20 protein-coding genes and 3 pseudogenes are annotated in these 23,847 nt (G+C 53.8%); 13 read left to right on the top strand and 10 right to left on the bottom strand.

Going from position 1 to position 23,847, the window contains the following annotated elements:
* Positions 1–82: 82 nt before the first annotated feature.
* Both AC3IP0_RS07085 and AC3IP0_RS07090 read left to right on the top strand, forming a co-directional pair.
* Positions 83–295, top strand: a pseudogene (locus AC3IP0_RS07085) (type II toxin-antitoxin system PemK/MazF family toxin); the annotation flags it as partial.
* A 747-nt stretch (positions 296–1,042) separates the two neighbouring features.
* Positions 1,043–1,198, top strand: a pseudogene (locus AC3IP0_RS07090) (integrase core domain-containing protein); the annotation flags it as partial.
* Positions 1,199–1,671: 473 nt separating this feature from the next.
* On the opposite strand, the gene AC3IP0_RS07095 reads toward AC3IP0_RS07090, so the two are convergent.
* Genes AC3IP0_RS07095 through cas7g form a run of 4 tightly spaced genes read right to left on the bottom strand, consistent with a single transcriptional unit; the run spans position 1,672 to position 7,835 of the window.
* Positions 1,672–2,634 (bottom strand): type I-G CRISPR-associated protein, Cas3-extension family, encoded by a 963-nt coding sequence (locus AC3IP0_RS07095; protein WP_489327011.1) that lies wholly within the window; start codon positions 2,632–2,634, stop codon positions 1,672–1,674.
* A complete protein-coding gene (gene cas3g, locus AC3IP0_RS07100) occupies positions 2,631–5,294 on the bottom strand; it encodes a type I-G CRISPR-associated helicase/endonuclease Cas3g (protein ID WP_489327013.1) in 2,664 nt (887 codons plus the stop codon). The genes AC3IP0_RS07095 and cas3g overlap by 4 nt, the downstream gene beginning before the upstream one ends.
* Positions 5,291–6,664, bottom strand: coding sequence for a type I-G CRISPR-associated protein Csb2 (csb2, locus tag AC3IP0_RS07105; RefSeq protein WP_489327014.1), 1,374 nt, complete (start codon positions 6,662–6,664; stop codon positions 5,291–5,293). The genes cas3g and csb2 overlap by 4 nt, the downstream gene beginning before the upstream one ends.
* Positions 6,665–6,677: 13 nt before the next feature.
* Positions 6,678–7,835: a type I-G CRISPR-associated RAMP protein Csb1/Cas7g gene (gene cas7g / locus AC3IP0_RS07110; RefSeq protein WP_489327015.1), complete on the bottom strand. Its 1,158-nt coding sequence runs from the start codon at positions 7,833–7,835 to the stop codon at positions 6,678–6,680.
* A gap of 469 nt (positions 7,836–8,304) precedes the next feature.
* On the opposite strand from cas7g, the gene AC3IP0_RS07115 reads away from it, so the two are divergent.
* Both AC3IP0_RS07115 and AC3IP0_RS07120 read left to right on the top strand, forming a co-directional pair.
* Positions 8,305–9,141, top strand: a complete 837-nt coding sequence (locus AC3IP0_RS07115; RefSeq protein WP_489327016.1) for a pentapeptide repeat-containing protein — start codon at positions 8,305–8,307, stop codon at positions 9,139–9,141.
* A gap of 8 nt (positions 9,142–9,149) precedes the next feature.
* Positions 9,150–9,842, top strand: a complete 693-nt coding sequence (locus AC3IP0_RS07120; protein ID WP_489327018.1) for a nucleotidyltransferase domain-containing protein — start codon at positions 9,150–9,152, stop codon at positions 9,840–9,842.
* A gap of 500 nt (positions 9,843–10,342) precedes the next feature.
* On the opposite strand, the gene AC3IP0_RS07125 is transcribed toward AC3IP0_RS07120, so the two are convergent.
* Both AC3IP0_RS07125 and AC3IP0_RS07130 read right to left on the bottom strand, forming a co-directional pair.
* Positions 10,343–10,891, bottom strand: coding sequence for a hypothetical protein (locus AC3IP0_RS07125; RefSeq protein WP_489327019.1), 549 nt, complete (start codon positions 10,889–10,891; stop codon positions 10,343–10,345).
* A 188-nt stretch (positions 10,892–11,079) separates the two neighbouring features.
* Positions 11,080–11,817: a GIY-YIG nuclease family protein gene (locus tag AC3IP0_RS07130; protein WP_489327020.1), complete on the bottom strand. Its 738-nt coding sequence runs from the start codon at positions 11,815–11,817 to the stop codon at positions 11,080–11,082.
* A gap of 287 nt (positions 11,818–12,104) precedes the next feature.
* Between AC3IP0_RS07130 and AC3IP0_RS07135 the strand changes: the two genes are divergently transcribed.
* Both AC3IP0_RS07135 and AC3IP0_RS07140 read left to right on the top strand, forming a co-directional pair.
* A complete protein-coding gene (locus tag AC3IP0_RS07135; protein WP_489327022.1) occupies positions 12,105–12,740 on the top strand; it encodes a DUF6988 family protein in 636 nt (211 codons plus the stop codon).
* A 368-nt stretch (positions 12,741–13,108) separates the two neighbouring features.
* A complete protein-coding gene (locus AC3IP0_RS07140) occupies positions 13,109–14,128 on the top strand; it encodes a DUF4238 domain-containing protein (protein WP_489327024.1) in 1,020 nt (339 codons plus the stop codon).
* Between the two features lie 328 nt (positions 14,129–14,456).
* Here AC3IP0_RS07140 and AC3IP0_RS07145 read toward each other — a convergent pair whose 3' ends face one another.
* Positions 14,457–16,550: a radical SAM protein gene (locus AC3IP0_RS07145; protein ID WP_489327025.1), complete on the bottom strand. Its 2,094-nt coding sequence runs from the start codon at positions 16,548–16,550 to the stop codon at positions 14,457–14,459.
* A 179-nt stretch (positions 16,551–16,729) separates the two neighbouring features.
* Here AC3IP0_RS07145 and AC3IP0_RS07150 point away from each other — a divergent pair.
* A pseudogene (locus AC3IP0_RS07150) lies at positions 16,730–16,828 on the top strand (transposase); the annotation flags it as partial.
* Between the two features lie 240 nt (positions 16,829–17,068).
* Positions 17,069–17,287: a hypothetical protein gene (locus AC3IP0_RS07155; RefSeq protein WP_489327027.1), complete on the top strand. Its 219-nt coding sequence runs from the start codon at positions 17,069–17,071 to the stop codon at positions 17,285–17,287.
* A gap of 116 nt (positions 17,288–17,403) precedes the next feature.
* On the opposite strand, the gene AC3IP0_RS07160 is transcribed toward AC3IP0_RS07155, so the two are convergent.
* The gene (locus AC3IP0_RS07160) at positions 17,404–18,024 is read right to left on the bottom strand and encodes a tyrosine-type recombinase/integrase (protein WP_489327028.1); all 621 of its coding nucleotides are present in this window, start codon (positions 18,022–18,024) and stop codon (positions 17,404–17,406) included.
* Between the two features lie 532 nt (positions 18,025–18,556).
* Here AC3IP0_RS07160 and AC3IP0_RS07165 point away from each other — a divergent pair.
* The 5 genes from AC3IP0_RS07165 (at position 18,557) to AC3IP0_RS07185 (ending at position 22,370) form a co-directional block, all read left to right on the top strand.
* Positions 18,557–18,850, top strand: coding sequence for a hypothetical protein (locus AC3IP0_RS07165; RefSeq protein WP_489327030.1), 294 nt, complete (start codon positions 18,557–18,559; stop codon positions 18,848–18,850).
* A 74-nt stretch (positions 18,851–18,924) separates the two neighbouring features.
* Positions 18,925–19,248, top strand: coding sequence for an IS66-like element accessory protein TnpA (gene tnpA, locus AC3IP0_RS07170; protein ID WP_489327031.1), 324 nt, complete (start codon positions 18,925–18,927; stop codon positions 19,246–19,248).
* Positions 19,245–19,580, top strand: coding sequence for an IS66 family insertion sequence element accessory protein TnpB (gene tnpB, locus AC3IP0_RS07175; protein ID WP_489327032.1), 336 nt, complete (start codon positions 19,245–19,247; stop codon positions 19,578–19,580). Before tnpA ends, tnpB begins: the two co-directional genes overlap by 4 nt.
* A gap of 62 nt (positions 19,581–19,642) precedes the next feature.
* Entirely contained in the window at positions 19,643–21,190 is a 1,548-nt protein-coding gene (gene tnpC / locus AC3IP0_RS07180) for an IS66 family transposase (RefSeq protein WP_489327034.1), read from the top strand.
* Between the two features lie 46 nt (positions 21,191–21,236).
* On the top strand, positions 21,237–22,370 hold the full coding sequence (locus AC3IP0_RS07185) for a DUF1254 domain-containing protein (protein ID WP_489327035.1): 1,134 nt from the start codon (positions 21,237–21,239) through the stop codon (positions 22,368–22,370).
* Positions 22,371–22,853: 483 nt separating this feature from the next.
* Here AC3IP0_RS07185 and AC3IP0_RS07190 read toward each other — a convergent pair whose 3' ends face one another.
* Positions 22,854–23,096, bottom strand: coding sequence for a hypothetical protein (locus AC3IP0_RS07190; protein ID WP_489327036.1), 243 nt, complete (start codon positions 23,094–23,096; stop codon positions 22,854–22,856).
* A gap of 242 nt (positions 23,097–23,338) precedes the next feature.
* Positions 23,339–23,827 carry a hypothetical protein gene (locus AC3IP0_RS07195; protein ID WP_489327037.1) on the bottom strand — a complete coding sequence of 163 codons (489 nt, stop codon included), beginning with the start codon at positions 23,825–23,827 and terminating at the stop codon, positions 23,339–23,341.
* Positions 23,828–23,847: the final 20 nt, after the last annotated feature.

Below are 23,847 nucleotides of genomic sequence, written 5' to 3' on the forward strand. Positions count from 1 at the left end.
TGTGGTTCAGCCTGCAGGCTGGACATGAGCAAGCCGGCCACCGCCTTGCGGTGGTGCTGACTCCGGCGGGTACAACCGGGCGAGCGGTATGATGATCTGTGCGCCCATGACGACCCAGATCAAGGGCTATCCGTTCAAGGTGCCGATTGCCGGGGCCAAGCGCAGCGCGGTGCTGGCCGATAAAGTCAAAAGAGTCGACTGGGTAGCGCGCAAGGTACAGTACAAAGGCCAATTAACCGCCGCAGAACTGGAGCAAATCCAGCGCGTGGTTGCGGCGTTGATTAGCCGTCCTTAATCCACCCCTGGACCCACCCGACAAGGTAGCCCCACCTGAAAAGGAGCGACCCCCAGACGCTCCTAGTCCTTGAAGTGAACTATAAACGCGACGAAACCCTAGCCGCAGGACTGAAGTACGAACGAACTGCTGCCGGTGAAAAGCTGGCCGACGGTTTACGGCTGCCTGAAAGGAACCGACAGGAAGGGCTCAGCTGCTCCCGCAGGGCAGAGCCTTGCCCGCTACTTTTAGCTACCTTTCTTATATATATATATTAATATTTAATTATTATTTATTTATATGAGAAAGGAAGGCTAAAAAAGCGAAAGATTTCTAAGTGGGAATAACTCGTATCGAAAACCCTCAAAAATTAAGTCGCTAAGTCTTCGTGGTTGACTTAGTGACTTGTTTATAAGGCAAAGTCTTCGCGGGTCTGTTTGCGGCTGTTTTAATAATTTCTAATATAATCAATGTATTGAGGGTTTTTTGCCGATTATCGAATTTGAGAAAAGGTATTGCTATCAGTGCTACTCTAGCTACTCGTTTAAACAAACGAATAAATAGCAAGCAAATAATCACACAGGTAAGCGATAAGTAGTCAGTACAAAAGCGTAAAATTTCAAAACTGGGTATTCGGTCGCATAGTCGATACCCATGTTTTGTTACCTCGTTTTTCGTGCACTAGCCACTATTGCGGCGTGGGTTGATCGGCTACTCACACCAATGTGTGCACTCCTCCAGCATTTGCCACGAGAATATCTAGTCAGCAATCTGCAACAGTACGCTTATGTCGAGCGCTATAGCCACGCGGTCCGCTATGACTGGCTGGGGCAGTACTTGTTCGACTCGATCACTAAGGTGCACGAGCACGCAATACGCTGGCTATGGATATACAATCATGAACGGCCAATCATGGCTCTGGGATCAGCTTCCAAAGGGTGTGCACAAGTAGGTGGAACCCGGCATTGTGCGGGCGCGTCAACACTGCACGCACGTCGTCACCGGTACGCAGGCCTTGCACGCACATCAGGTAGCAGTCAATCCCGCTTCCCGGCACCAGAACGGGAACCTCCTCACCAGTTCCCGCCAGTGTCGTAGCGAGCTAAATCAAACGATGCCCAGCATGGCAGCTGGGTATGGCCAACAGGGCGGCCGCTGGTATGGAACTTTTGACTTCGACGATGCCCAGCATTGCAGCTGGGTATGACCAACAGCACCGGGCGGCCGATGGCGTGGGACTTCTGACTTCAATGATTCCCAGTTTTGCAGTTGGTAACCCCCTTCACTTGTAACTAACTAAGCGGACTGTGGGTATTACAGCGAATCCGCGAACCGAGCAGGATGACATATCTCGTGATCCCGCCTGAAGCAGCTTAGACCATCGCAGATCTCCAGACTCAGTCGTTTGCGCCGAGTGCGAGCTTTTTGGGATCTGGCCGGTAGCCTGGGGTTCTCTCTGCAGCACTCAGGGTGAGATATTTACCGGATCGGGTGATTGCCGAACGCCAGATGGCCTGCACCCCTTCGAGTTCCCTGAGTTTGTCAACTGGACGTTGCCGCAGCAAACGCACCTCTTCCAGCGTCAAAGGCTCTGACCACTGCGGCCAATCGTAGTGGTCCCTGTTAAAGCCAGTAGTCTCGGCACGGCGTGGGCTGACTGGAAGAATCGGATGCAAGGGCAATGCCTCAATCGCGAACCAGATGCTGAAAGGCTGGCAGGGAGGATCGCTGTCGGTCGGGGCTGCGGCTTCACAGGCATGTCTTCTCACTGCCACTGGATCCCAGCCAAAGCTGAGTTTCTTTATTTGTTCGTAAGGGCCACCGAAAAGCGCATTGCGCAGACGGGCCTTGAAGTCTGTCCGTGCAGGATCAAGTTCGTTGGCAAGGTTGCGGATTTTGTCTACGAACTTTTGTTGGCCGGCTGAAAAGTCGAGCTTGTTCGGCGTCACGAAACCGGGTTTGGATTTGGAGTCAATCGCGTCCGTGGCAAATGCTGCGAGAAAGGCCAAAGCACGCGGATTGTCGCGCATGTTGTTAGCTGCGGTACGGTAGTCCTCAGGGCGGATGCAGTTGAGTTTACTGACCGGGGCCGCCAGTGGGGCATCGTCCTGAAACACCAGGAAATTGAACTCCGGAGCCATCGAGCGGCCGCGCATGTGCGTGGATATGCCGTCCAGCAGTGTTGGCCTGTCGATACCATGCAGGCGCGCATGGCTCGCCACCCAAGACAAGCGAACGTCCAATCTGAGGTCTTGCGCGCAGACGCGCAACAGGCCAAGGGCCGATAGGAATCCTTGGGGTGAGTCGATGCGCAGCGCGATTAGGTCAAGGAAAGGTGGAGTAGGGCGATTCTGGGTCATTGCAGGTCACCTTCCTGTTGAAGGGATTCTTCCATCGAGGCGCGTGCGTCGGCTGCGCGCAGGCGCCACTCCAGTTGGGCCAGCCGCCAGGCACCGTGCCGGCTCAGGGCCTCGCTAAAGTGTTGCGGCCAGTGGTTATCTAAAACGGCAAAGTGGGCGCCGGGAGCCGTGGGGTCGCTGCAGTTCTTCAACCAGGGTCGACCATGCCCGTGGTGCGTCGCCACCAAATGGCGGATCAATGGGTCTTCGATTTGCACGAAGTCGAGACTGGCAAACTCATGGCGGAAACCCTCGGGCAGACCGGAGTGCCGATAAGCCAGATGCTGCTGTTCACGACTGCGAAGAGTCGATTTGGCCAGTACGGGGCCGAGTGCTGCATACAGGGGGTGACCGTACAGCAGGTTTTGCATGCGAGCCTCAGCCTTTCCGGCATCGTGAATTGCCGCTGCCTCTACTAGGGCCGCACGCTGAGGATGGTTCCGATTCAGCTTTTTGGCCCAGTGAGCGACGTCATGGTGATGCTGTTCGAGACTGACCGGACGACCAGTCTCGATGTGGTCTTCGAAATCCTCTATCCCCCTACCTCGGACTACCAGCCCGGCGGGATGAGATTCAATTTGGGCATGTTGCAGGGCATTTTTTAGCTCAGAGGGTAACTTCTTCAGCAGCAGGTGACTGGCCTTACTCAGGGCGCCAGCCATATCCTCTTGCACAGCACTTTCTTCGTTCGAATGTCCGAGCAAGGTGCGCAGGATGCTGGCTTGCGCCCAGATGGCCGCTTCTTCTGCTCCAAGCTCAAGTCTGTGGCCGTCGACCAGGCGTAGGGTGAAACGCAGGGGCTCTCTCGCCTGGAGCTTTTCCAGTTGGCAGTCATCCGCGAGGTCGGGAACCTCGGAGGCGTTTTTCGGTGCCCAGCCCCATTGGTCGCAGCCGCCATAATTGGAGGGCAGTACCAGTGTATCGCCCGGTTGGATGAGATTCGGTGGGATTACCTCGCAGTCTCCAGAGCCTCGCCAGCGCAGCACTTGCTTGGCTTCCTTTGCAGTATTTTTCTCTTTGGTACCACTGCCGCTGAGGTCGCTCAGGGTGCAAGCTGACTTCATGCCCTTGAGAAAGGCGCGAGCTTCATCTAGTGGCAGGGACAGACCCTCACGGAGTAGCGGTGGTAGCAGGCTGACGGCCCGTTTCCAGTATGCCTTCTGCAAAGTGTTCAGATCGTCTCGCCAGACTAGGACGACATCGGGGATTTGGTTGGTCGGGCCATGCAGCCAGCCTGTCAGATCCACTTTGGGCGCGTATGGACCGGTCTGGCTGAGAGCGTGAATGTGGCTGGGTAACAGGGTCGCTGCCAAGGGACAGTCTTCGGTCGGGGCTGGTGCTTCTGCGAGTAGTTTGTCGAAGGTATTCAGTCCGAAGTCGACGACGTCCTCAGCGTCGGCAGCTCTGGCTTTGAGCCACTCCCAGGCTTGTGCGCTAGCCTCACGGTAAACTGGATCAGCTTTCTGTCCGTGAGGATCATCTTTATGACAGTTACGGCGAAGTATCCAGCCGTGGGTTTCACCGAGCAGACCCCGACGGTCGAGTCGTCCGAAGCGTTGGCGCAGGGCGGAAAGGGGGGCGCATTCGCTGATGAGCGCATCGAAGTCGAAGTCCGCGCCCACTTCGATCGTCTGTGTGGCGACAACCACGAATAACTCGTCCTCGGCGCTGCGAGTTCGACCCGCCTTGATCTGTGGGAGTACCTTGTCCACCAGCCAGTCGCGCTCGATGGGGCGAATGCGCCCGGTCATGAGTGTGCAGTCAATCTTCTTTTTGCGGAGCAACTCGAACAGAGTGCGGGCCGTGCTGACCCGGTTGACGACCATGGCAACCTTGCGAGATTGTCTTTTTTCGCAGAGTGTGTGAAGGGCGGCCAGTGCCTCTTTCGCGAACTCTTTGTCGGATATGCCAACCTCGCGCAAACGGATCCTCTTGGATGCGGAGAGCCGTTGTCTGACGATATCGAGCGCGCGGTCCTCCTCCTTTAGACCAAGCGTCTCTTCCGACCAGTCGCTCTTGAGCGTCGCCGACATCGGGATGAGCGCGAGATTGGCGCCAGCTTCCTTCAGACTGTTGAGTGTCTGTAGGAAGGGCATGCTGAGGTGTGCCTCGTCTACCACAATCAGGGCGTCATCGGAGAAGAAACCGGCATGCATGGGCCAGCGTTTTGGGCTGACGCCATAGCCACGGAACAGCAAGCGCGAGCCCAACTGGTCGACCGTGGTCAGAACGATGCTCAGGCGTTCCGGATAGAGCACCCAGTCGTCGTCCCCGAATACGCCGCCGCGCAGGCGTACTACTTGTATCTCACCGAGGCGCTTCTGCAATGCAAGTAGATGGGAGTCCTGGCTCTGCTGTAGCTTTTTCTTAATGAGTTGCGCGTTTTTGTATACCTCATCGACCACCAATCGACGATCAATGACGAAGATGATGCGTCGCCATGCCCCGCGAGCTGCTGCCCACACTGCGGCATCAACTAGGCTCGATTTGCCTAGGCCCGAGGGAACTGTGACGGCGAAGGTAGTGCGGAGGGCCAGCCTCTTGGCAGCTCGACACTGCCAAGGGAAGGGCAGATGGTTATGAACCGCCTGGTAGAAGTCCTCGAAACTGGGCAGGCTCATGAACGGAGCTCCCATGGCGTCGGCCGGAACAGCCCCATGCCGAAGTACTTCAAGCGACCGGCAATGACCGGTCCTTGGACCGGTTCGGTGAAGACCACCCGGGCATGTGTGCGGGGCAACTTGGTAGGAATCTCGCGAACCGCTGGCCCGCCTTCGAAGTCGCTGGTCTGGCTGAGCATCACGGACACAGGGGTAGGGAAGCCCGCATTAATTAGCGACTCCACCAGTGCCTGGGTTACCCGGCTGGACTCGAACCGCTTGGGTGGGTGATCCAGCATCACAGGCGTTACGGTGGACCAGCAGGTGCTGATATCTGCCCAAGTCTGACGGCGCAGCGCGCGTAGGGTATCCGGCCCCTCAATGACGGGTTCCAGCTCTGCCTCTTGCCCGCCGGGCAGTGTCCAATAGGTAAGAAGATCGTTCAGCGCAAAGAACGTGTCGGTGCGTTCCTGTCCGGTAAGGGTGATTGGAAGCGCTATTCCGATCCCGAGGATCCTGCCGTCGGCATGAGGGTCGCCAACAAACGGCAGAGGTATCCATGCCACGTGTAGTTGATCCTGGTCGTGACCATGCACGGCTGCCGGGGCCTGCGCATCCAGCCGGGACATGATGCTTTTCCGCAGACTCTTGCCAAGGATGTGCGCAGTATTGGCACCCCAGACAGCACCCTTGAGGCGAAAGACCAACCATTCATAAGCAGATGCGTGGGGTTGTACCGGTTTAGCCGCAATGTGGGCATAAGTGACAATTTCCTCGCACAGCGGCAGCGGCCGTCGCACGATTCCGTCGCGCGCCTCGTAGAGTTCGTCGAGCTCCTTCAGCCTACCCGGTAAAGGCACCCTCAATGGGACGTGGCCGTAGGGGGTGGGGGCGTAGAAGTCTGCGACACTGAAGTCGCTGTAGCTGAAGCGAGCCGTCACCAAGCTGTGCGAGGTGCCGAGGTGCGTCATACGTGCAGCTAACTGGTCGAGTAGCTCCAGCTCATCCGTGTTCAGGTCAAGCGACCACGCTAGAATGACCTCGGGCTCGCCCAATAGATATGCGGCAGGAAAGTACTTGGGTTGCCGATAGGGAAAGAGTGGGCCGTGTGATTTATTGAGCCAGGTGCCCTCGTCGTTTGCCGGGACGTATCTTACGGCCCCAGCTGTCGTATCAGCCTCAGGAAAGGTCAGAATAGGTGGCCCGGCCTGCTCCAAGACTTCCAGAACTCTGCGCTCAGGTTCCAACGGTTGTCGCCCACCAGCATAGGCGGCTGCAACCAGCGCCGAGTAGACTCGGGCGGGGTGTGGAGGCCACTCAGGCTGAGCAGGGTCACCCATGCGCGCTGCGCAGTACCTACCTGCTGGGAAGCCAATCTGCAGTTGCAGCATAGACATGGCCTCCTCAGGGCTTGTTCTCACCAACCTCAGCGAGTGCAGCCGTGCGACTATGTTCGATCAGCTTCACTAAGAGGTCGTCAGGGGTGAGAGTGAGGACTTCGGAGCGGAAACCGAGGTCGTATGCGGCAGCGTACTCTGTGGCTTGATTGAGCAGGGCAAGAGTGTCGTCACCTGACAGATGAACTTTGGTCACGTTCTTGAGGGTACGCCCGATGAGCTCCAGCTGACCGTCGTCTTCAGGCACCAGCTCGCAGCGGGAACGTAGCAGGTAGCCTGCTTCCATCTGGGCGAAGAAACCGTAAAGGACTAGGGCAGCCAGCACGGCGCGACCGGCTTGGTTGCGTTCTGGATCAACATCACCATTGTCGCAGGGAAAGGAGAGACTGCGCAGTCCGGAGCAGGAGAGCACGCTTGTCTGGATAGCGCCACTGATGACCGCGGCCCGCTTGCCTCCAGTACAAGGAATACTGCCGAAGCCCAAATTGCTTGGTCTCAGCTTTTTAACTTGGCCTTCTTTGGTCTGGGGGGAGTGGGTTGGATAGTTTGCATCAATAAGGTCTTCGCCACGGATGTCCAAAATATCGAGTTTGGTAGCTGACAGCGAGGTCTCCTGAGCGTCCAGACCGATGATTTCCGAGGTTATCAGCCGCTGGATCTTGGCTGCCCGTGGCCCACCCCTCTGCTGGCTGTCCCAGCCACCCAAAACCAGGGTGATGGGTGCATGTTCGAACAGCGCAGTGGCCTTATCAGGGCGAGCCTCCTTAATGGCTTTGCCGATCTCAGTCTTAAAGAAAGATTGCTTTTCAAACTCGGAGTGTATTAGGCATGCGTCATAAATGCGATTCGAGAGCTGAAGAACCGAGATGCTCGGCTCGTTCATCCCGGGGAATTCGATGACGATGTCCGGATAGTGGATGCGGCCAGCCCTACAGGCCTCAAGCAAGGCATGCTCAATCCGGTTGGATTGGCTTTGCGGCGAATCCAGCACCACTACTTTGCGTCTTTCCCCATTAATGAACGCCTCCCGGATGGCGATATGCGGCGGAACAGCCTTATAAGTGGGTGGACAGACCAATCCATCGCCCGAAAGTGCCGCCAGCTTGACGCTGTAGCGGATGACGGAGCTGGAGTTTACGGCTTGCAGTAGGCGTTGAAGGTTCATGGACATCGCGCTGCCTGGGAGGGTGAAACTAGTTTAGACCGTCAGCAGAGGTCGCTTGGCTCCACCTCTCGTCAAAGTGCAATTCTTTAAATTAATTTACACCAGTAACCACATCAGGCCATCTGAGCCATCCCGTCTGCCAGAGACGTGCCTTCCCCCGACTGTTGGGATTGTATCTGGAGAGTTCATTACGCTGACGTTATCAGAAAGCGGGCCTCGATAATCTTGATCAAGGTTGACTGACTTCCTCACGCGTGAAGCGGCCGCTGGCAACCAGTGAAAATCTGCCAGATTCAGACGTTCGCCGTCGTTATTTTGGCTAGGGCGTTCAAACAGACCCGTTCCGTCATTCTCCGACTCCCCCGCGTGCTTCATGTAAGAAGTGGCACTTTTTCTCCATCAGTATCGCTTAAGCACTGCTATAGTTGGGCCGCAGTGTTATCTCAGACCAATTACCTACGGCGTAGCCATGGAAAGCCTCATAATTCGGGACGATCTCGGTGCCGGCTCGGCACGAACCCTATCGCGTCTAGACTTTTCTGGGCGCCACTTACGCGACATCGAGGGCAAGGAAGTCACTTATAGTGACTGCACGTTTTCATATAGCATCATCGAGCGCGGCTACTTCCATAAGGCAGTTTTTATCAACTGCAAATTCATCGGCGCACGCATCCACGAATCGATTTTTCGTTCTGCGACTTTTGAGAACTGCGACTTCAGGTATGTTGATTTTCATCGTTGTGTATTACCAATACCACAACTTCTGGCTAACCTTCCAGCCTACGCGAACGTACGCTGGGAACTGCTGCATAATTTAAGAGCAAATGCTCACAGCATCGGCGATACGAAGTGGGAGGCAGATGTCGTATACCATGAGGCTCGGACGGAGATTGAACATTGGCGTGGTATCGCAAACGCAGGCACGGGCTACTATCATAAATACTCCATGCGCGAGCGACTAAATGCCCGTTTCCACCACATTCGCCTTCTAGCAGAACGATATATTTGGGGGCATGGAGAGTCACTATTTCGGTTAGCATTGTCGACTATTTTTTTTCTGATTGTATTGAGCTTTTTCAATGCTGTAGGTCAAGTCACGAATCTAGAAGTCGTATCTGTTGGTGATTTTTTTAAACAGTATTTTAAAAGCCTTTGTTTTCTGTCATCACTATATGTTGACCTACCCATTGTAAGTGCCTCTGAAGTTTCAGTAAGCCCTGTCACATCCGTACTTGCGGTGACCTTGCGCTATGTATCTATAGGTTTAGCTGTTCCTGTGCTGTATAAATATATAGCCAGAAGGTAGAGTAGGAAATGAATAAATTTAAAGCATACCTTTTCGGATCGGTTGCACGTGGCGACCAAGACCCCATGAGCGACACCGACGTGCTGCTGGTTTACGACAAGGCGCCGGACAGCCGGTTACAGGCTGACGCAAGGGCCCAAGTCTCAACCGCGCTGTCTATGCATTGCACCTTCGCGGAGTATTCGTGTGGCTACTTAGAGAGCATGTTCAAAGAGGGGCACTTATTCGCTTGGCATCTGCATCTAGAGGCTCGTCCGATACCTGGGTGGGAAAGCCGTCAAGACTATCTGCGTGCTTTCCCATCTCCAGCACCTTACACAGGAGGTTTAGTCGATGCGATAAACTTTAGCGATTTACTCAGGTCTGCAGAGCAATCCGTCATACTTGGAAGTAAATCTCCGGTGTACGAAGCAGGCATCGCGTACGTTGCTCTTCGCAATGTTGGTATGTCATTGAGCTCGTCTATCCTAGGGCTCCCTTGCTTTAGCCGGTTAGCACCATTTGAGGTATCGGCGCGTCTTGAGCTAGCGCCACCATGCAGTAAAGATTTCTATGAAACACTTATTGCCGCTCGCCACGCGTCACAACGCGGATCACCTGCACCTCCTATTGCAATTGAAGCACTAATGGAGGGTATTCAGTCATCATACACATGGACACAGAACATAATTGAGGTTGCACGTGAGAACTCCTTCTGCTGACCGCTTCGGCTCTTTCTTTTCACGAGTCCAAACTGAACGCAACGTGCTCGCTATAGTCAACGACAGATTTTCAGGTGTCGCCGAACTACACGGGTTAACCACTGAAGCTATCCAACAATGGCAAAAGCAATTTGCTGCGTTTGAAAGACAGGTGGATAATCTCGATGCTATTTGCTTCCTTCTTCATCGAATTTCCGTAAGGTGCAAGTCTGAAGCAGACCAGAGTCGGATAGTCTTCGACGACGAGCCACAACACCGTCTTCCTATATTCGGCTTGCTTATCCAGCTTCGTGAGGCGTGCCTACAAGGCTAGATAGCAAAGGTTTTCTTGCATTTAGGGCAGCAGTAGATGATTCAACGAGGCCTTGTCCGAATACTTTGAAGGTAAGGATTGGATCGGCTTCGGTCATTCGCAACAGTCACTTCCGACCCAATATTGGACGCGATGTTTTGATATGTCTAAAAAGTTATGAGAGATAGAGTTAGTCGTCGGTAGGCACTCAAAATGTGTGACTCCTTTCCTCATATTTCTCTCCTGATCGGTAATACTCAATGAGGCATTCTCTATGTTGCCGGTTCAGTTCGATGTAGACACCAAGAACGTAGCCGCAGACATGCTCAGGCAGAGTGAAATCGTCGTAGCCCCACACGCCATCGTAGCTTGATTTGGTCAGGGCGCGAAGACGTTCTCTGTCTTTCTCCTTGTCTTCATTCCGGGCCTCTCGCTTCTTAACTTCGATAGCGATGAGGTTGTCCTGGGCAATTTTCTGGCCTCGACTATGTAGTATCAGATCGCAGTTAATCGTGACGATCCTCCCATCGCGGTCAAGAATGGTCTTGACCCTTCCGTCCTGCTTTCTGTTGTACTCAGTATCGGCAAAGTAACCGTTGAGCCCATGCGCATCAGCTACTCGCTGCATATATATAGCCATCCTTCCGCAGGTATTGCGCTCATTGACGCCCTCCAGAACCTCTTGAGTCTCGTGTGCGAAGAACTCGTGGAGGGTTGCCTCAAACACAGTACGAAGAAGATCAAAGTCGGTGGCCATGCTGGATCCGTAGGGTGCGGCCTCTAAGGCCGGAGTTAAACCGAGCCATGAAGTGACGTCGGCATGAAATGAATTGTGCTAGGACTCACTCCAGGAAACCCTCAGTCTGAAGGTGTGCCATAAGCCCCAGCGGCCCTTTTACTCAAAATTAGGTGATCTCTCATCAGCGTCACGGCCAGTAGTTGTCGCTATGACCGGATTGCTTTGGCAATACGCTTCTTGATCGACTCGGCAAGGCGAAGCTCCTGGTCAGCCCGATATTTTGCAAAGTACTCCTCTGTCGCAGATCGAGCTTCAAGGGCGCGTCCAAGGTGCGTAAGGCAGAGTGTGAGGCGATCAAGAGCTTGCAGTTCACCCGAATAACCAAATTCTTGCCTCTCCTCATCCAGCAAGAGGCCGAGCAATCCGCGCTCAAGTTGCAGTGAAGCGTATGCCTCGGTGTCGGCAATGACTTTGTAATAGCGCGAGATAGCGAGCTCTGGGTCTGATTTTTCCAATGAGCGCGTCGCTACAATGAGTTCGCGGTTTGCATTGCGAAGTGCGTGGTACTTACTCAATGCATCGAAATCAATCTTTCGTCCAAAATTGATCCAGTTGACCAATGTCTCTGACTCTTGGGCAATCCATTCATCTTCGAGATTCTCCGCCTGCGCAGGAGAGAGGTTGTCTGCGAGTATGCGGATCGTGTACTTATTTTTTAGGTGGCGCTCTACATATCGATGCCAGAGCTGATGGCGCGAGTTGTCCCATGCCCGTCTCGCCTTCCCCTTTCCGATATAGAATGGCGTTTCTTTCTCATCATAGTGCGCGTAGACATAGTTGCCTCTGGGTGAGACTTGATTGGCGTCTGCGCATGGTTCAAGTCGCTGACGCTCGCCGAAACATAGACTAAGACCTTCACCGGTGATTCCTACCTGGAGCTTCATGTGTCAGCCCTCGTGATGGGTTACTGCTAGGCACCCCGGAAGAATAGGATGGATGCGTGACCCTGTCGAAAATGTGTCGAAAACAGCAGGTCAATTGGGCATCTCGGAAGGCCCCTAACATGCTGACCAAAAAGGCGACGCACATCGGCTCTGGGAATGTGACGCTGGAGTTGAATGTTCGCGTGTGGCCCACGGCGATAAAATGACTATTTTCAATAGCGTACGCAGCTTCTGGATCTACAAGCGAAAGCGACCCCTTGCATCTGATCCACACTAGGGAAGAAAAAATGAAAATTGAGGAAATGCTTGCCCGGTCTGAAGAGCTTCAGGATGAGATCCTGCACCTACTCGAGAATGTACCAGCACACCCAGGCGAGCGCTTCGAAGCCTGCCTAGCTGCTTGCGGTGTCGCTCTGGAGCACGCTCAGGCATTGCGAACTCTGTTCGGTATTGGGTGCCCTACTACTGCCATGGCGGTGTTGCGCTTGCAGTTCGAAGCCCTCACCAGAGCGATGTGGATGCTGTACGCGGCCACCGATCTGGCCATCCAGAAGCTCACCGCACCACTGACAGTGGAAAGCGAGCGGGTCGCCAACAAGCTCCCTCAGGTTTCAGACATGGTTGATGCAATCGTGAAGAAAGCACCGGTTGAGGCGTCGGTCATGCTGGTCCGGTTCAAAGACCTGTCTTGGTCTGCTATGAACTCGTACGTCCACAGTGGCATCCATCCGCTACGTCGGCACAGTGAGGGCTACCCTCACCAGCTCATCTTGCAGATCCTGCAGAGCTCAAACGGGTTGATGACCATGACAGGTATGCTCGCAGCAATCCTTACCGGTAATGAGCACTGCACAAAGCCTATGAGCGCGGTCCAGCTGAAGTTCAAAGAATGCCTACCGCCGCTCCTATTCAAAAATCATTAGGCGCAGTAGAGCCCGAGGCTTCTCTCAAAATACGCCGGACAATTAGGTGCTCGTATTCGGCGCGATCAATCAGACCCTCAACATGCAGGGCGCCCAGGCGTGTTCCTTGTGCAGGCCACGCTCAATGAAGTGGCAAGGCAGCTAAATAGCCGCCCTCGGAAAACACTAAACTACGAAACGCCCGCTGAACGATTTAGCCAATCTGTTGCATCGACCGGTTGAATCCACAGTAAATAGCAGTCAGTCGTTAGCATCTGCTCCTAGCCCGAAGCGGTGCCTATACATAAGCCCATGGCGGGTGCCAGCGCGTCTGCACCTAGCATGTATGATTGCGTTGAATCTGACTCTCTTCAACGGCGAGATGTGCCATGCAGCAGCTGCGTAAAGACAACCACTACGTACCCAAGCTCTACCTGAAACAGTGGGCGCATGAAGGTCGCATTTCTACTTATCGATTGTTGGTTCCAAGCGAAAACGTTCCCCTATGGAAGAAGCAATCCCTGAAAGGAATTGCTTTCCATCAGCACCTTTATACCTACCTTGCGGGGCAAGAAGAGACGGATGAATTCGAGCGCTGGCTCGACAGTGAATTTGAGAGTCCTGCTGAAGAAGCTATCCGTCGAGTTGTCCAAGAAGATCGCATGTCTCCCGAGCATTGGAGACGGCTGGTGCGTTTTGCGGCTGCCTTAGATGTCCGAACCCCGGCTCGCCTTAGGGAATTCTTACATCGCCAGAACGAGACACTGCAGATATTGATTGATGAGACTCTGCAGCGCTCTGTCCAGGAAATAGAAGAGGCAGTTAGGCGAAACGAGCCACTACGTAGTTCCTCGGAGGAAAGCGATGCCCACTCGCTCTTCAAGATATCTATCGAGGCTCTACCGGATGGCGGCGGCCAGGTAAAAGCGGAAACCACTGTAGGAAGGCGGCTGTGGATTTGGCAGATGAGGCACTTACTAACAAAAACGTTAAGCCGCTTACCTGCCCACAAGTGGACTATCTTGCATGCTCCGACTGGCACGTCATGGCCCACATCTGACAATCCGCTAATACGTCTTAACTTCCAGGATTCAAGGAACTATGACTTCGGTGGCGGTTGGGGGGTAAAGAACGGAGACATACTCCTACCCTTGAGCCCGAAACACCTGCTCTACACCTGCATTGGTAACCAGGTTTGGTCGCGAGGTACTACGCCTGATGCTAGGACGGCTTGGCTGATGCGAAAGATCATCATCGAACATGCTGATCGCTACGTGTTCGCTCAAGAGCCTAGTGACATCCAGTTTATTCGACCCAGACTAGTTTGCCCGAGGACCTATAAAAAAGAGCTGTCAGTCTGGCAGAACTGGCATCGCGAGCAGTGCCACGCCGAAAGAGAGATCTCATAGCTGACTGGAGTCGGGCTCTGCTCTGAGGTCCGCTTCTGGCCGAAAGCTGCTTGCCATTGACAGCCGCTTTCGGCCATAACCTGACATTCACCCAAATATCGCAAAGCTGACCTTCGAACCCAAAGCCAAGGGTACTCACCACTCTTCTCATTCCGCAGTTTCTCCAATTCAGGGGAAGAAAGCACTTTTCACGGGATGTAATGGTTGATGGCAGACATCAATGTTCTACTCCAATTGCTCCATCCTTCGGATGAAGCCTGTAAGGACATCCAATCACCAATTCCAAATGGCGTGACTGATATCGCGCACCTTAATTTAGGACCAAACTCTAAAGTCGAGCGAGCCACCCAACTACTGCAAATTTGGTCCCTGACTTCACCGTTCTTCCTTCATGCGGATGCGTGACGCCGGACGGGAACATCACAGCTTTGCCGCGCCTTGGATAGATGGTCTGCCCTTGCCGCCTGAAGTATGTTTCTCCTCCTTCGAATTCATCGCTAAGGTACACAATAAACGATATGTGCCGTTTTGCTTGCGTTTTTCCGTTGTAGGCATCGACGTGCTCTTTGAAATAACAACCCTTTTCGTATTTCACCAATGAAAGATCGACAATTGCGTTGCAGTCCCACGACCACAAAGTCTTCGCAACACTATTGAAGATGGGCATCGTTGCTTTTTCGAAATTCATTTTCAATATCTCGTATTCTTCATCTGCAATTAGGTCCTCAGAATTTCTGTTCTCCATGAAAATTCCGCTACCGATTGCAGATTTCCGGTATTTATATTTTGAAATGATCGAAACCAGTTTGTCGCACAGCTCTCTGCCCAGAAGCTGAAACGAATATATTTCTGAGTTCGACGCAGCTGACTCAAGAATGATTGGTGCGCGACCAACCTCGAAATTATTGAAAAGGCGCGAGATAGGCTCCAACTGCGGCATACCCGGACTGCACATCGGTTCAGTGTTGGTGTGCGGGCTGCACTGATCTGGCTGCGGCATAGCCGGACTGCACATCGGTTCAGTGTTGGTGTGCGGGCTGCACTGATCTGGCTGCGGCATAGCCGGACTGCACATCGGTTCAGTGTTGGTGTGCGGGCTGCACTGATCTTGCTGCGGCATAGCCGGACTGCACATCGGTTCAGTGTTGGTGTGCGGGCTGCACTGATCTGGCTGCGGCATAGCCGGACTGCACATCGGTTCAGTGTTGGTGTGCGGGCTGCACTGATCTGGCTGCGGCATAGCCGGACTGCACATCGGTTCAGTGTTGGTGTGCGGGCTGCACTGATCTTGCTGCGGCATAGCCGGACTGCACATCGGTTCAGTGTTGGTGTGCGGGCTGCACTGATCTGGCTGCGGCATAGCCGGACTGCACATCGGTTCAGTGTTGGTGTGCGGGCTGCACTGATCTGGCTGCGGCATAGCCGGACTGCACATCGGTTCAGTGTTGGTGTGCGGGCTGCACTGATCTGGCTGCGGCATACCTGGACTACACATCGGTTCAGTGTTGGTGTGCGGGCTGCACTGATCTGGCACTCGCACGATCTTTGTAAATTCAGTTTCCTCTGCGGAAGCTGTCTCCCCCACGGACTTTAGTTTGCGGAGTTCCGATCGAAATCGCTCCATCTGAATCCCACCCAATAGTTCATCCAGCGATGTTTCAAGCGCGGAGCCAACGGTACGAGAACGAGCCATCACGCATGGGGAAACGGCCCCGTCCGGCAAGATCGCTAGTTTTCCGTTTCCGCACTGTCCGCACAATTCGCTGAACGCCAACTCAGGCTTACCCGCGCGTTCACTATTGATATCTCTCGACGGGCCGCTGACGCCAACGCCACGTCCAACCCCCCTGATTGCGTCGAAGTGGACGTTATTAACACCCAAGTTGGTTAGGAAAGATTTTGTATGCTGAAAATGCCCCTGGTTTATATCCATCTCTATAACGCATACTGTCGTTGGAATATTGTTGAAAATAAGCCGTCTAATTCCATCAACCGTCTTCTGGAAACTCTTATTGTGTTTGGTTATCTTGTCATGTGCAGCTTGATCGTAGGAGTAGAATGACACCAAAACACTAACATCGTGGGCGACAAAGCATTCCAACAATTTTTCGGTAATCATTGTTGCGTTAGTAAAGACCTCCACACTCCGTATCCCTGACGCCCGCGCATGGGCGATCAGCGATGGAAGGGCCTTATGCGCGGTTGGCTCTCCCCCAATAAACTGCAGCCGACTGCACCCTAATTGGGCTGCCTCAGTTATAAGTTGGCGATATTTCTCATCGCTTATTACAGCTTGTTTTCCGGTAGGGCCCGAATTGGCATAGCAGTGGACGCATTCCAAATTACAGAATGACGTCAGTTCCAACCAAACCATGTCCAGTTTTTGCGGAGGTTTCCCCGTTGGCGCTGTTCCGTGATGCATAGTTACTCCAGGTAGCAAACATTGGATAGAAACAAGAGCGTCCAGTGTCATGTGACGACCAAAGTATAGGAGCACTAGTGGCTTTTGCCGTGTTTCTCTGGGTGCTAGGTCTTTTTACCTGCGCTGGGATCGCTCCAGTCAGGTTCCTTGCCTCGCGCGGGGCTGCGATACCCGGTGTCGGATTAGAATTCTGCGCCTGGCTGGGATTGGTGCCCAGGCAGCATGGCTCGGGCAACAAGGTAAAGCTTCTGGGTATATCCAGGCGCGGAGACTCGTATCCATATTTCAGCCAATGACTTGTAGGCGATTCCATTTCGAGTGGCTGCTTTCAAGGATGCGAAATTCGGCTTTGGGTCGACCTCTGCCGGTCATAACCAGGGGGCGTGCTGGTCAAATTCGCTCCAAAGGACTGTCAGGTTGAATGCAAACAGCTGGGTAGACCTGGGTAATTAGCCACCAGTCTAAGCCAACGGCGAGATGAGCTAGGCTTCCGGCATCATTACTCAAGGACGACCGTTATGCCGGATAACTCAGATTGCAAGATCGCCACAGCGGACGCTCTGACATTGCTCCTCCACAACCAGCACGCCCTAAGTGCAGCGATAGAAGAAATAACCAAGTGGCTCTCAGAAAATGGAGTAGGCAGTGTCGCCACTAATGCGATGTCGGCCATGGAAACGCTGGACACTAATGCTCAAGCCATCACAGATTCCATTTTAAGGATACGCCAGTCATAGCTTACTCAGCGCAAGACTGCCCTCTGATTTGAATGGCCCCTGATTTTGTAGACACAATTGACTGGCAGATATGGGGCGAATAGCGACGGTCTAGCATCGACCGTCGCAGTGAATGGTCAGACTTCCGTCTGCTCGGCCATTTCCAAGGCATCATCGACCTCGATTCCCAAGTATCTGACAGTGCTTTCAAGCTTCGTATGACCAAGGAGAAGTTGGACGGCTCTCAGGTTCTTCGTCCTGCGATAGATCAATGAAGCCTTGGTTCTCCTTAGCGTGTGGGTTCCGTACATGGTTGGATCAAGGCCAATAGCTGTCACCCAAGCTTTGACTATTCGAGCGTATTGCCTGGTGGAAAGATGGTCTGAGGCGTGCAACCGGCTCGAGAACAAGAAGTCCTCGCTGCGGAGACGCGCCTGGCGCATCCAAGCCTCCAGAACCGTTCGGGTTTGCTCAGTGATTTCAAACTGCACTGGGTGCTGAGTTTTTTGCTGCATCACGATGGCCCGTGACGACACATGTTCCCCATGGGCGATGTCTCGGACTCGCAACTTGGTTAAGTCACAGGCACGCAGCTTGCTATCGATGGCCAAGTTGAAGAGCGCCAAATCACGCGCCTTCTCAGCAAGCTGAAGTCTTACTCGGATAGCCCAGATATCTCTGACTCGGAGCGGGGCTTTCTGACCGACAAGCTTTCCCTTGTTCCAAGGCTGATGGCTGTATCTAGCAATGGTGTTCATGGCTCGTCCTCCACGTTGAGGGAGGACAAGGGTGGATCAGTCACAATGGCTGGTGGTCGCTATCCGACCCAAAGCAGCCCTTCAGGGTGGTGCAGAATAACCCCTAAGTAATGCTCACCTTTGGGTTGTTGACTCAGCGCTAGCAAGGTCCGCCTCACCCTTTCGGTGTGAAAATTGTCATGTGCTACGCTTGAACGGTGCCTGGAAATTTTGAGCGATATACCTCGCATACTGTCCGGAAATGCAAGATGCATTTTTGATGGGGGCAGTAAAGTGAATGCGCCGGACTTTCTTGCTTTACGCCTAAGCCACACTGTGTCAACGATTTTTTATGCTAAAGACGAATTTGGCGAGGCGCTAAGGTTTGTGCAGTTGTACCTTTCGTTTCTCCTCAGACTCCGCGCGACGAACTTGGCTTCTCAACGATCTCAATGCGACCGATGTGGCAAGAGGCCGAGGAGTTGCTGGGACAACATCATGTGTGCAGGTCTTTGGCTACCAGTCGATTAAATGGAAATGGAGATATGGAACTATGAAGTTTAGTTTTCTCACCAACTGGGCACTCGCGGCGAGCCTTGTCGCCGGTAGCGGGGCAGCCCAAGCGCTGACCGCGGACGAGGCCCGAGGCATCGCGATCGATGCTTATGTGTACGGCTACTCCCTGGTCTCGGTAGAGATGTCGCGCAAGGTTATAACCAACGTCGAGAAACCAGCCACAACACGTGCGCCGATGGGGCAGTTCGCCAATCTGCGCGAGTATCCTTCCGCGGCCTACCGCGACGTCACGGCACCCAACGGTATGCGTCCGGCCAAGTCATCTACCTAGCCCTGCAAAGCCCAGACATGGTGTGCACTTAAATTTAAGTGGGCACCAGTTCTAGCCTTTTAAGCGGGTATTTCATGCAGCCAACACGCCGTTCCTATTCCAAATCCTTCAAGGCCCAGGTCATTCAAGAGTGCGCCCAGCCCGGCGCTTCGATTGCCAGTATCGCGCTCAGCCACAGCCTTAACGCAAACCTCGTCCACAAATGGATTCGGTTGCACGCGCAGAAAAGCACGGCGCTGCCACCTGCATTCATCCCATTGCCTATGCAAACAACGGCGCACGTATCTTCATCGAATATCAGCGTTGAGATTCTGCACCCACGCGGCACTGTCAAAGTGAATTGGCCAGCCGATAGTGCTGCTGCCTGCGCCGCTTTCCTTCGAGACCTGGTGCGATGATCCGCATCGACGCCATCTGGCTCGCCACCGAGCCCATGGATATGCGCGCCGGCACTGAAACGGCGCTGGCCAGGGTGATCGCGGTGTTTGGTGCGGCGAAGCCGCACTGTGCCTATCTGTTTGCCAATCGCCGCGCGACTCGGATGAAAGTGCTGGTACACGATGGAATTGGCGTTTGGCTGGCTGCACGTCGCTTGAACCAAGGCAAGTTTCACTGGCCAGGAATTCGACCAGGCAGCGAAATGCAGTTGGATACCGAACAACTTCAGGCCTTGGTGCTCGGCCTACCTTGGCAACGTGTTGGAGCTGGCGGTGCAATCACACTGCTTTAAGAAGCTGTAATTAGCGCCTTGGCCTACTGCCGCAAGCGATCTGCTTTGGTAAAATCCACGGCATGACTTTCTCGCCCAATCTCGATCAAATGACTCCCGACCAACTGCGTGCATTCGCTGCGCAGTTGCTGTCGCAAGTCGAGACCATGGGCAAGACGGTCGAAACCATGGGCAAGAAGATCAACCGCGATCAAACGGTGATCGAGAAGCTGACCCACGAGATCGCACAACTCAAGCGTTTGAAGTTTGCCAAGCGCAGCGAGCAGATGAATCCTGAGCAGGCCAGCCTGCTTGATGACCTGATCGATACCGATATCGCGGCGATTGAGGCCGAGCTTCAAGCCTTGCAAATAGCGCCAGCGGCGACCGAGAAAAAGCAAAAGCCCAAGCGCACGGCATTGCCGGCAGAATTCCCACGCACGTTGATCCACCACGAACCGGACAACACCCACTGCCCATGCGGCTGCGCACTCAAGCGCATCGGTGAAGATGTCAGCGAAAAGCTGGACTACACGCCGGGCGTGTTTACCGTTGAACGCCATGTTCGTGGCAAGTGGGTTTGCGATGACTGCGAAACGCTGATCCAGGCACCCGTACCGGCGCAGGTCATCGACAAGGGCATCCCGACTGCCGGGTTACTTGCCTACGTCATGATCGCGAAGTTCGCTGATCATCTTCCGCTTTACCGTCAGGAATCGATTTTTGGTCGCGCAGGCTTGGCGATTCCACGCTCGACTTTGGCTCAATGGGTGGGCGTTACGGGCGTGCAGTTGCAGCCCTTGGTCGATGCCCTGCGTGACGTAGTGATCGGACAGCAGGTCGTGCACGCGGATGAAACACCCGTGCAAATGCTCGCTCCGGGCTCGAAGAAAACCCACCGATCTTATGTTTGGGCGTACGCCACTAGCCAGTTTTGCGAAACCGCCGCTGTCGTCTACGACTTCAGCCCCAGCCGCGCCGGTGAGCATGCTCGCAACTTCCTGCAAGGCTGGAAAGGTAAGTTGGTCTGCGATGATTTTGGCGGCTACAAAGCCAGTTTTGAACTTGGTGTTACCGAAATCGGCTGCATGGCCCATGCGCGGCGCAAGTTCTTCGAACTGCACGCCACGAATAAAAGCCAGCTCGCCGAGCAGGCCCTGCGTTACATCCAGTTGCTGTACGAAATCGAGAGCGAAGTGCGCGACCTGGAGCCGGATTTACGATGCCGAATACGGCAAGAAAAAGCCGTCCCCGTGATGGATAGGCTGCATGCCTGGATGATCGCCCAGCGTGATCTTGTGCCCGAAGGTTCGGCTATCAGCAGAGCACTCGATTACAGCCTGAAACGCTGGGCAGCGCTGTCGCGCTACCTCGATGACGGCGCTGTACCCATTGATAATAATTGGGCAGAGAACCAGATCCGGCCATGGGCTCTTGGGCGCAAGAACTGGCTCTTCGCCGGGTCTCTACGCAGCGGAAAACGGGCTGCGGCGATCATGAGTTTGATCCAGTCTGCGCGACTGAATGGTCATGACCCATACGCCTATCTAAAGGATGTTCTCACGCGCCTGCCGACGCAGCGGGCGAGCGAAATCGAGCAGTTACTTCCGCATAAGTGGCAGCCGGTTTAATCACGCAAGACGTGATGCCCGGACGCATACACCCAACGCGGATACGTTGTATTCGAATGCGTTTGTCGACGTATCCAAGGAGCCTTGGATCGTCAGTTGGCCGGATATGGGGGATCGCTACTATGTCTGGGAGCTTTATGATGCGTGGGTGCCGGTGATCTTCGATCCAGGCTCACGTACCACCGGCCAGAAGGCCCAAAGCTATGCCATCACGGGACCAGGCTGGACGGGCAAGCTTCCCGAGGGCGTGAAGCAGGTGAAGTCGCCGACATCGACTGTCTGGATTCTTGCCCGGACCTATTCGTCCGGCACTCCCGAGGACTACAAGGAAGTGTGGGCGCTGCAGGACCAGTACAAGCTTCAGCCTTTGAGTTCCTGGGGTAAAAGCTATAACCCACCTGCCGGCAAGATCGATTCTAGCCTAGATATGAAGCGTTCTGTTCGCGACAATGTCAACGCGCTGGATGCAGCCACCTACTTCCAGTGGATGGCGGATTTGATGAAGAATAATCCTCCCGCGCCAGAAGATGCACCGATGGTGGCGAAGTTGGCGAAGATTGGGATCGTGCCCGGACAAGATTTCAAGCTGAGTGCATTTGACCCTGCTGTAGCGAAGGCGATTGAAGATGCGCCCAAGGCTGCTTGGGCAAACATCGTTGAATACACTGCACGTTCCGGTGAAACTAAGAACGGCTGGCTTCTCAATCTCAAGGTTGGTCACTACGGCACAGACTACATGGCGCGCGCATGGCTCGCTGCATTCGGAATCCCAGCGAACGCACCGAAGGACGCGGTCTACGTCGTTGGACTCAAGGATTCTGACGGGCAGCCGCTGGACGCCGTGCGGAACAAGTATGTAGTTCATTTCAAGAGCAAGAGCGAATTGCCCCCCGCCAGTGGCTTCTGGTCACTGACGATGTATGACGATAAATACTTCTTTACCCCCAATGCGTTGAATCGGTACACGGTGAGTCCACGAAACCAGCTCAAAACGAATGCGGACGGCTCGATCGACTTGTATCTGCAGAAGGACAATCCTGGCCCCGACAAGGAGTCCAACTGGCTTCCGGCGCCGGCCACGGGATTCATTCCCATGTTCCGGATTTATTGGCCAAAGGAGGCGTCGCCGTCCGTGCTTGATGGTTCATGGTGGCCGCCACAGATCACCAAGGTGCTCTGATCTTCAAGGTGGGGTGCTGCTGGGGTGGATAGTGCAATCAATCCTGCGGCACTCGCCTGCGAGCATATCAAGGCGTGGCTTGGCATCGCGATCCTTCGTGATTGCAACCAGGTGACGCCGATTACTCTGATTAAAATACTGGCTCAGGATGCTCTCGGCAGGGATGAGCGTGCGGTTACTGGATTGACCAACGTAGGGATATCAGCGGTTACCTGTCTACAGTCCATTTCTTGCCGATTGCGACCTGTGTTGATGGCACAAATCGACTCAGGCTGTGTGAAAACGCATTCACTGTTTTGAAGTCTGCGTTGCTACGTAAAATCTGCCGATTGTTGGTTGGTCAGCAAGTCCGAAAATTTACATAGGAGCGCGATTCTTGCTCCGATTCTGACTGTCAAACTTGCTCTAAAACGGTTTCACACAGCCTGGACTCATAGTGGACGTCATTCGCGAACATTTACGGATGGTCGTCAGGGAGATTTTTTAAACGGCAAAAGTAAGCACTCTTGTCTCTTCAGTATCCTCAATTAACGCAACGACTTGCTCTTTTGGATGAGGGGAAAGATCGGGGTATTCATCTGCTAGGTATTCGATAACCGTATCTTCATCCCAGGGACCGAGCGAAGTCACGTAGTCAGGGTACTGATTTTGAATCTCTCTCCACGATGGGTAAGGATGCTTGGAGAGCAACATGTCTGTATGGGTGTAAATAATTTGAATCTGCACAAATCTATTTTCCGTATCTAGACAGCGATCTGAATCGGGGCCAAACGAGTGTAAATCCTTTTCGTGATGGTATTCCGGCCGGCGACTTCTGGCCGAAAAAAAACGTTGGGCTGAGTGTCCGCTTTTGGCCGTTTTCTGCCCGTCGCGAGAGGCAGAAAGCGACCCTTTGCAGACATTGATAAGGTTTGTGCTAAACGGCGCGAGCGTGGCCCCAGAGAGAAGCGAGCGATTTTAACCACTTGTTATGCATTTTCGTTGAGTTGGGCATGTGCTTTCTTTAGTTTTGCACGAAGCAGCATGAACAGCAGGTTTAGACGTTCAATGTTCCCGAGCTTTGAAAATGACGCTTCCTTTCGTTGATACCGTAATGCCAATGCCTTGTATGACTTTTTTAAATGCTGCTGGTGTGTGCCAGAGAGCGCAGCATAGAGATTGTCTACATCTGACTTCGTAAGCTTGTAGCTTGGACGATGAGCAAATCGGTTGCGAAGCTTGCCAATCAGGGCGAGCGGCCCTTTGAGCTCTGGTGTAAGACCCAATGCGCAGCACAATAATGTTTTTGTTTCGTAATCAGCGTTGATGTCTTCAGCATACTTGTCGTAGCACGGCATTGCTGAGAGCAGAAATCGATCAACCCAATGTTCAATATGAATGTGGCCACGAATAACCATCCCTAAGTGATCTTCACAACTCAGGGCATCGTGAAACTCATCATCTGACAGTTCGTTCATACGCACTATTTCGCTTAATT

This window comes from Pseudomonas sp. GL_103 (assembly GCF_057835175.1).

Coding starts and splice junctions, on each gene's coding strand:
- cas7g (WP_489327015.1), bottom strand. CDS start 7,835: ATGAACCTTCAACGCCTACTGCAAGCCGTAAACTCCAGCTCCGTCATC.
- tnpB (WP_489327032.1), top strand. CDS start 19,245: ATGATCCGCATCGACGCCATCTGGCTCGCCACCGAGCCCATGGATATG.
- AC3IP0_RS07120 (WP_489327018.1), top strand. CDS start 9,150: ATGAATAAATTTAAAGCATACCTTTTCGGATCGGTTGCACGTGGCGAC.
- AC3IP0_RS07135 (WP_489327022.1), top strand. CDS start 12,105: ATGAAAATTGAGGAAATGCTTGCCCGGTCTGAAGAGCTTCAGGATGAG.
- AC3IP0_RS07125 (WP_489327019.1), bottom strand. CDS start 10,891: ATGGCCACCGACTTTGATCTTCTTCGTACTGTGTTTGAGGCAACCCTC.
- AC3IP0_RS07140 (WP_489327024.1), top strand. CDS start 13,109: ATGCAGCAGCTGCGTAAAGACAACCACTACGTACCCAAGCTCTACCTG.
- cas3g (WP_489327013.1), bottom strand. CDS start 5,294: ATGAGCCTGCCCAGTTTCGAGGACTTCTACCAGGCGGTTCATAACCAT.
- AC3IP0_RS07155 (WP_489327027.1), top strand. CDS start 17,069: ATGCCGGATAACTCAGATTGCAAGATCGCCACAGCGGACGCTCTGACA.
- AC3IP0_RS07195 (WP_489327037.1), bottom strand. CDS start 23,827: ATGAACGAACTGTCAGATGATGAGTTTCACGATGCCCTGAGTTGTGAA.
- AC3IP0_RS07095 (WP_489327011.1), bottom strand. CDS start 2,634: ATGACCCAGAATCGCCCTACTCCACCTTTCCTTGACCTAATCGCGCTG.
- csb2 (WP_489327014.1), bottom strand. CDS start 6,664: ATGCTGCAACTGCAGATTGGCTTCCCAGCAGGTAGGTACTGCGCAGCG.
- tnpC (WP_489327034.1), top strand. CDS start 19,643: ATGACTTTCTCGCCCAATCTCGATCAAATGACTCCCGACCAACTGCGT.
- AC3IP0_RS07165 (WP_489327030.1), top strand. CDS start 18,557: ATGAAGTTTAGTTTTCTCACCAACTGGGCACTCGCGGCGAGCCTTGTC.
- AC3IP0_RS07145 (WP_489327025.1), bottom strand. CDS start 16,550: ATGCATCACGGAACAGCGCCAACGGGGAAACCTCCGCAAAAACTGGAC.
- tnpA (WP_489327031.1), top strand. CDS start 18,925: ATGCAGCCAACACGCCGTTCCTATTCCAAATCCTTCAAGGCCCAGGTC.
- AC3IP0_RS07115 (WP_489327016.1), top strand. CDS start 8,305: ATGGAAAGCCTCATAATTCGGGACGATCTCGGTGCCGGCTCGGCACGA.
- AC3IP0_RS07130 (WP_489327020.1), bottom strand. CDS start 11,817: ATGAAGCTCCAGGTAGGAATCACCGGTGAAGGTCTTAGTCTATGTTTC.
- AC3IP0_RS07160 (WP_489327028.1), bottom strand. CDS start 18,024: ATGAACACCATTGCTAGATACAGCCATCAGCCTTGGAACAAGGGAAAG.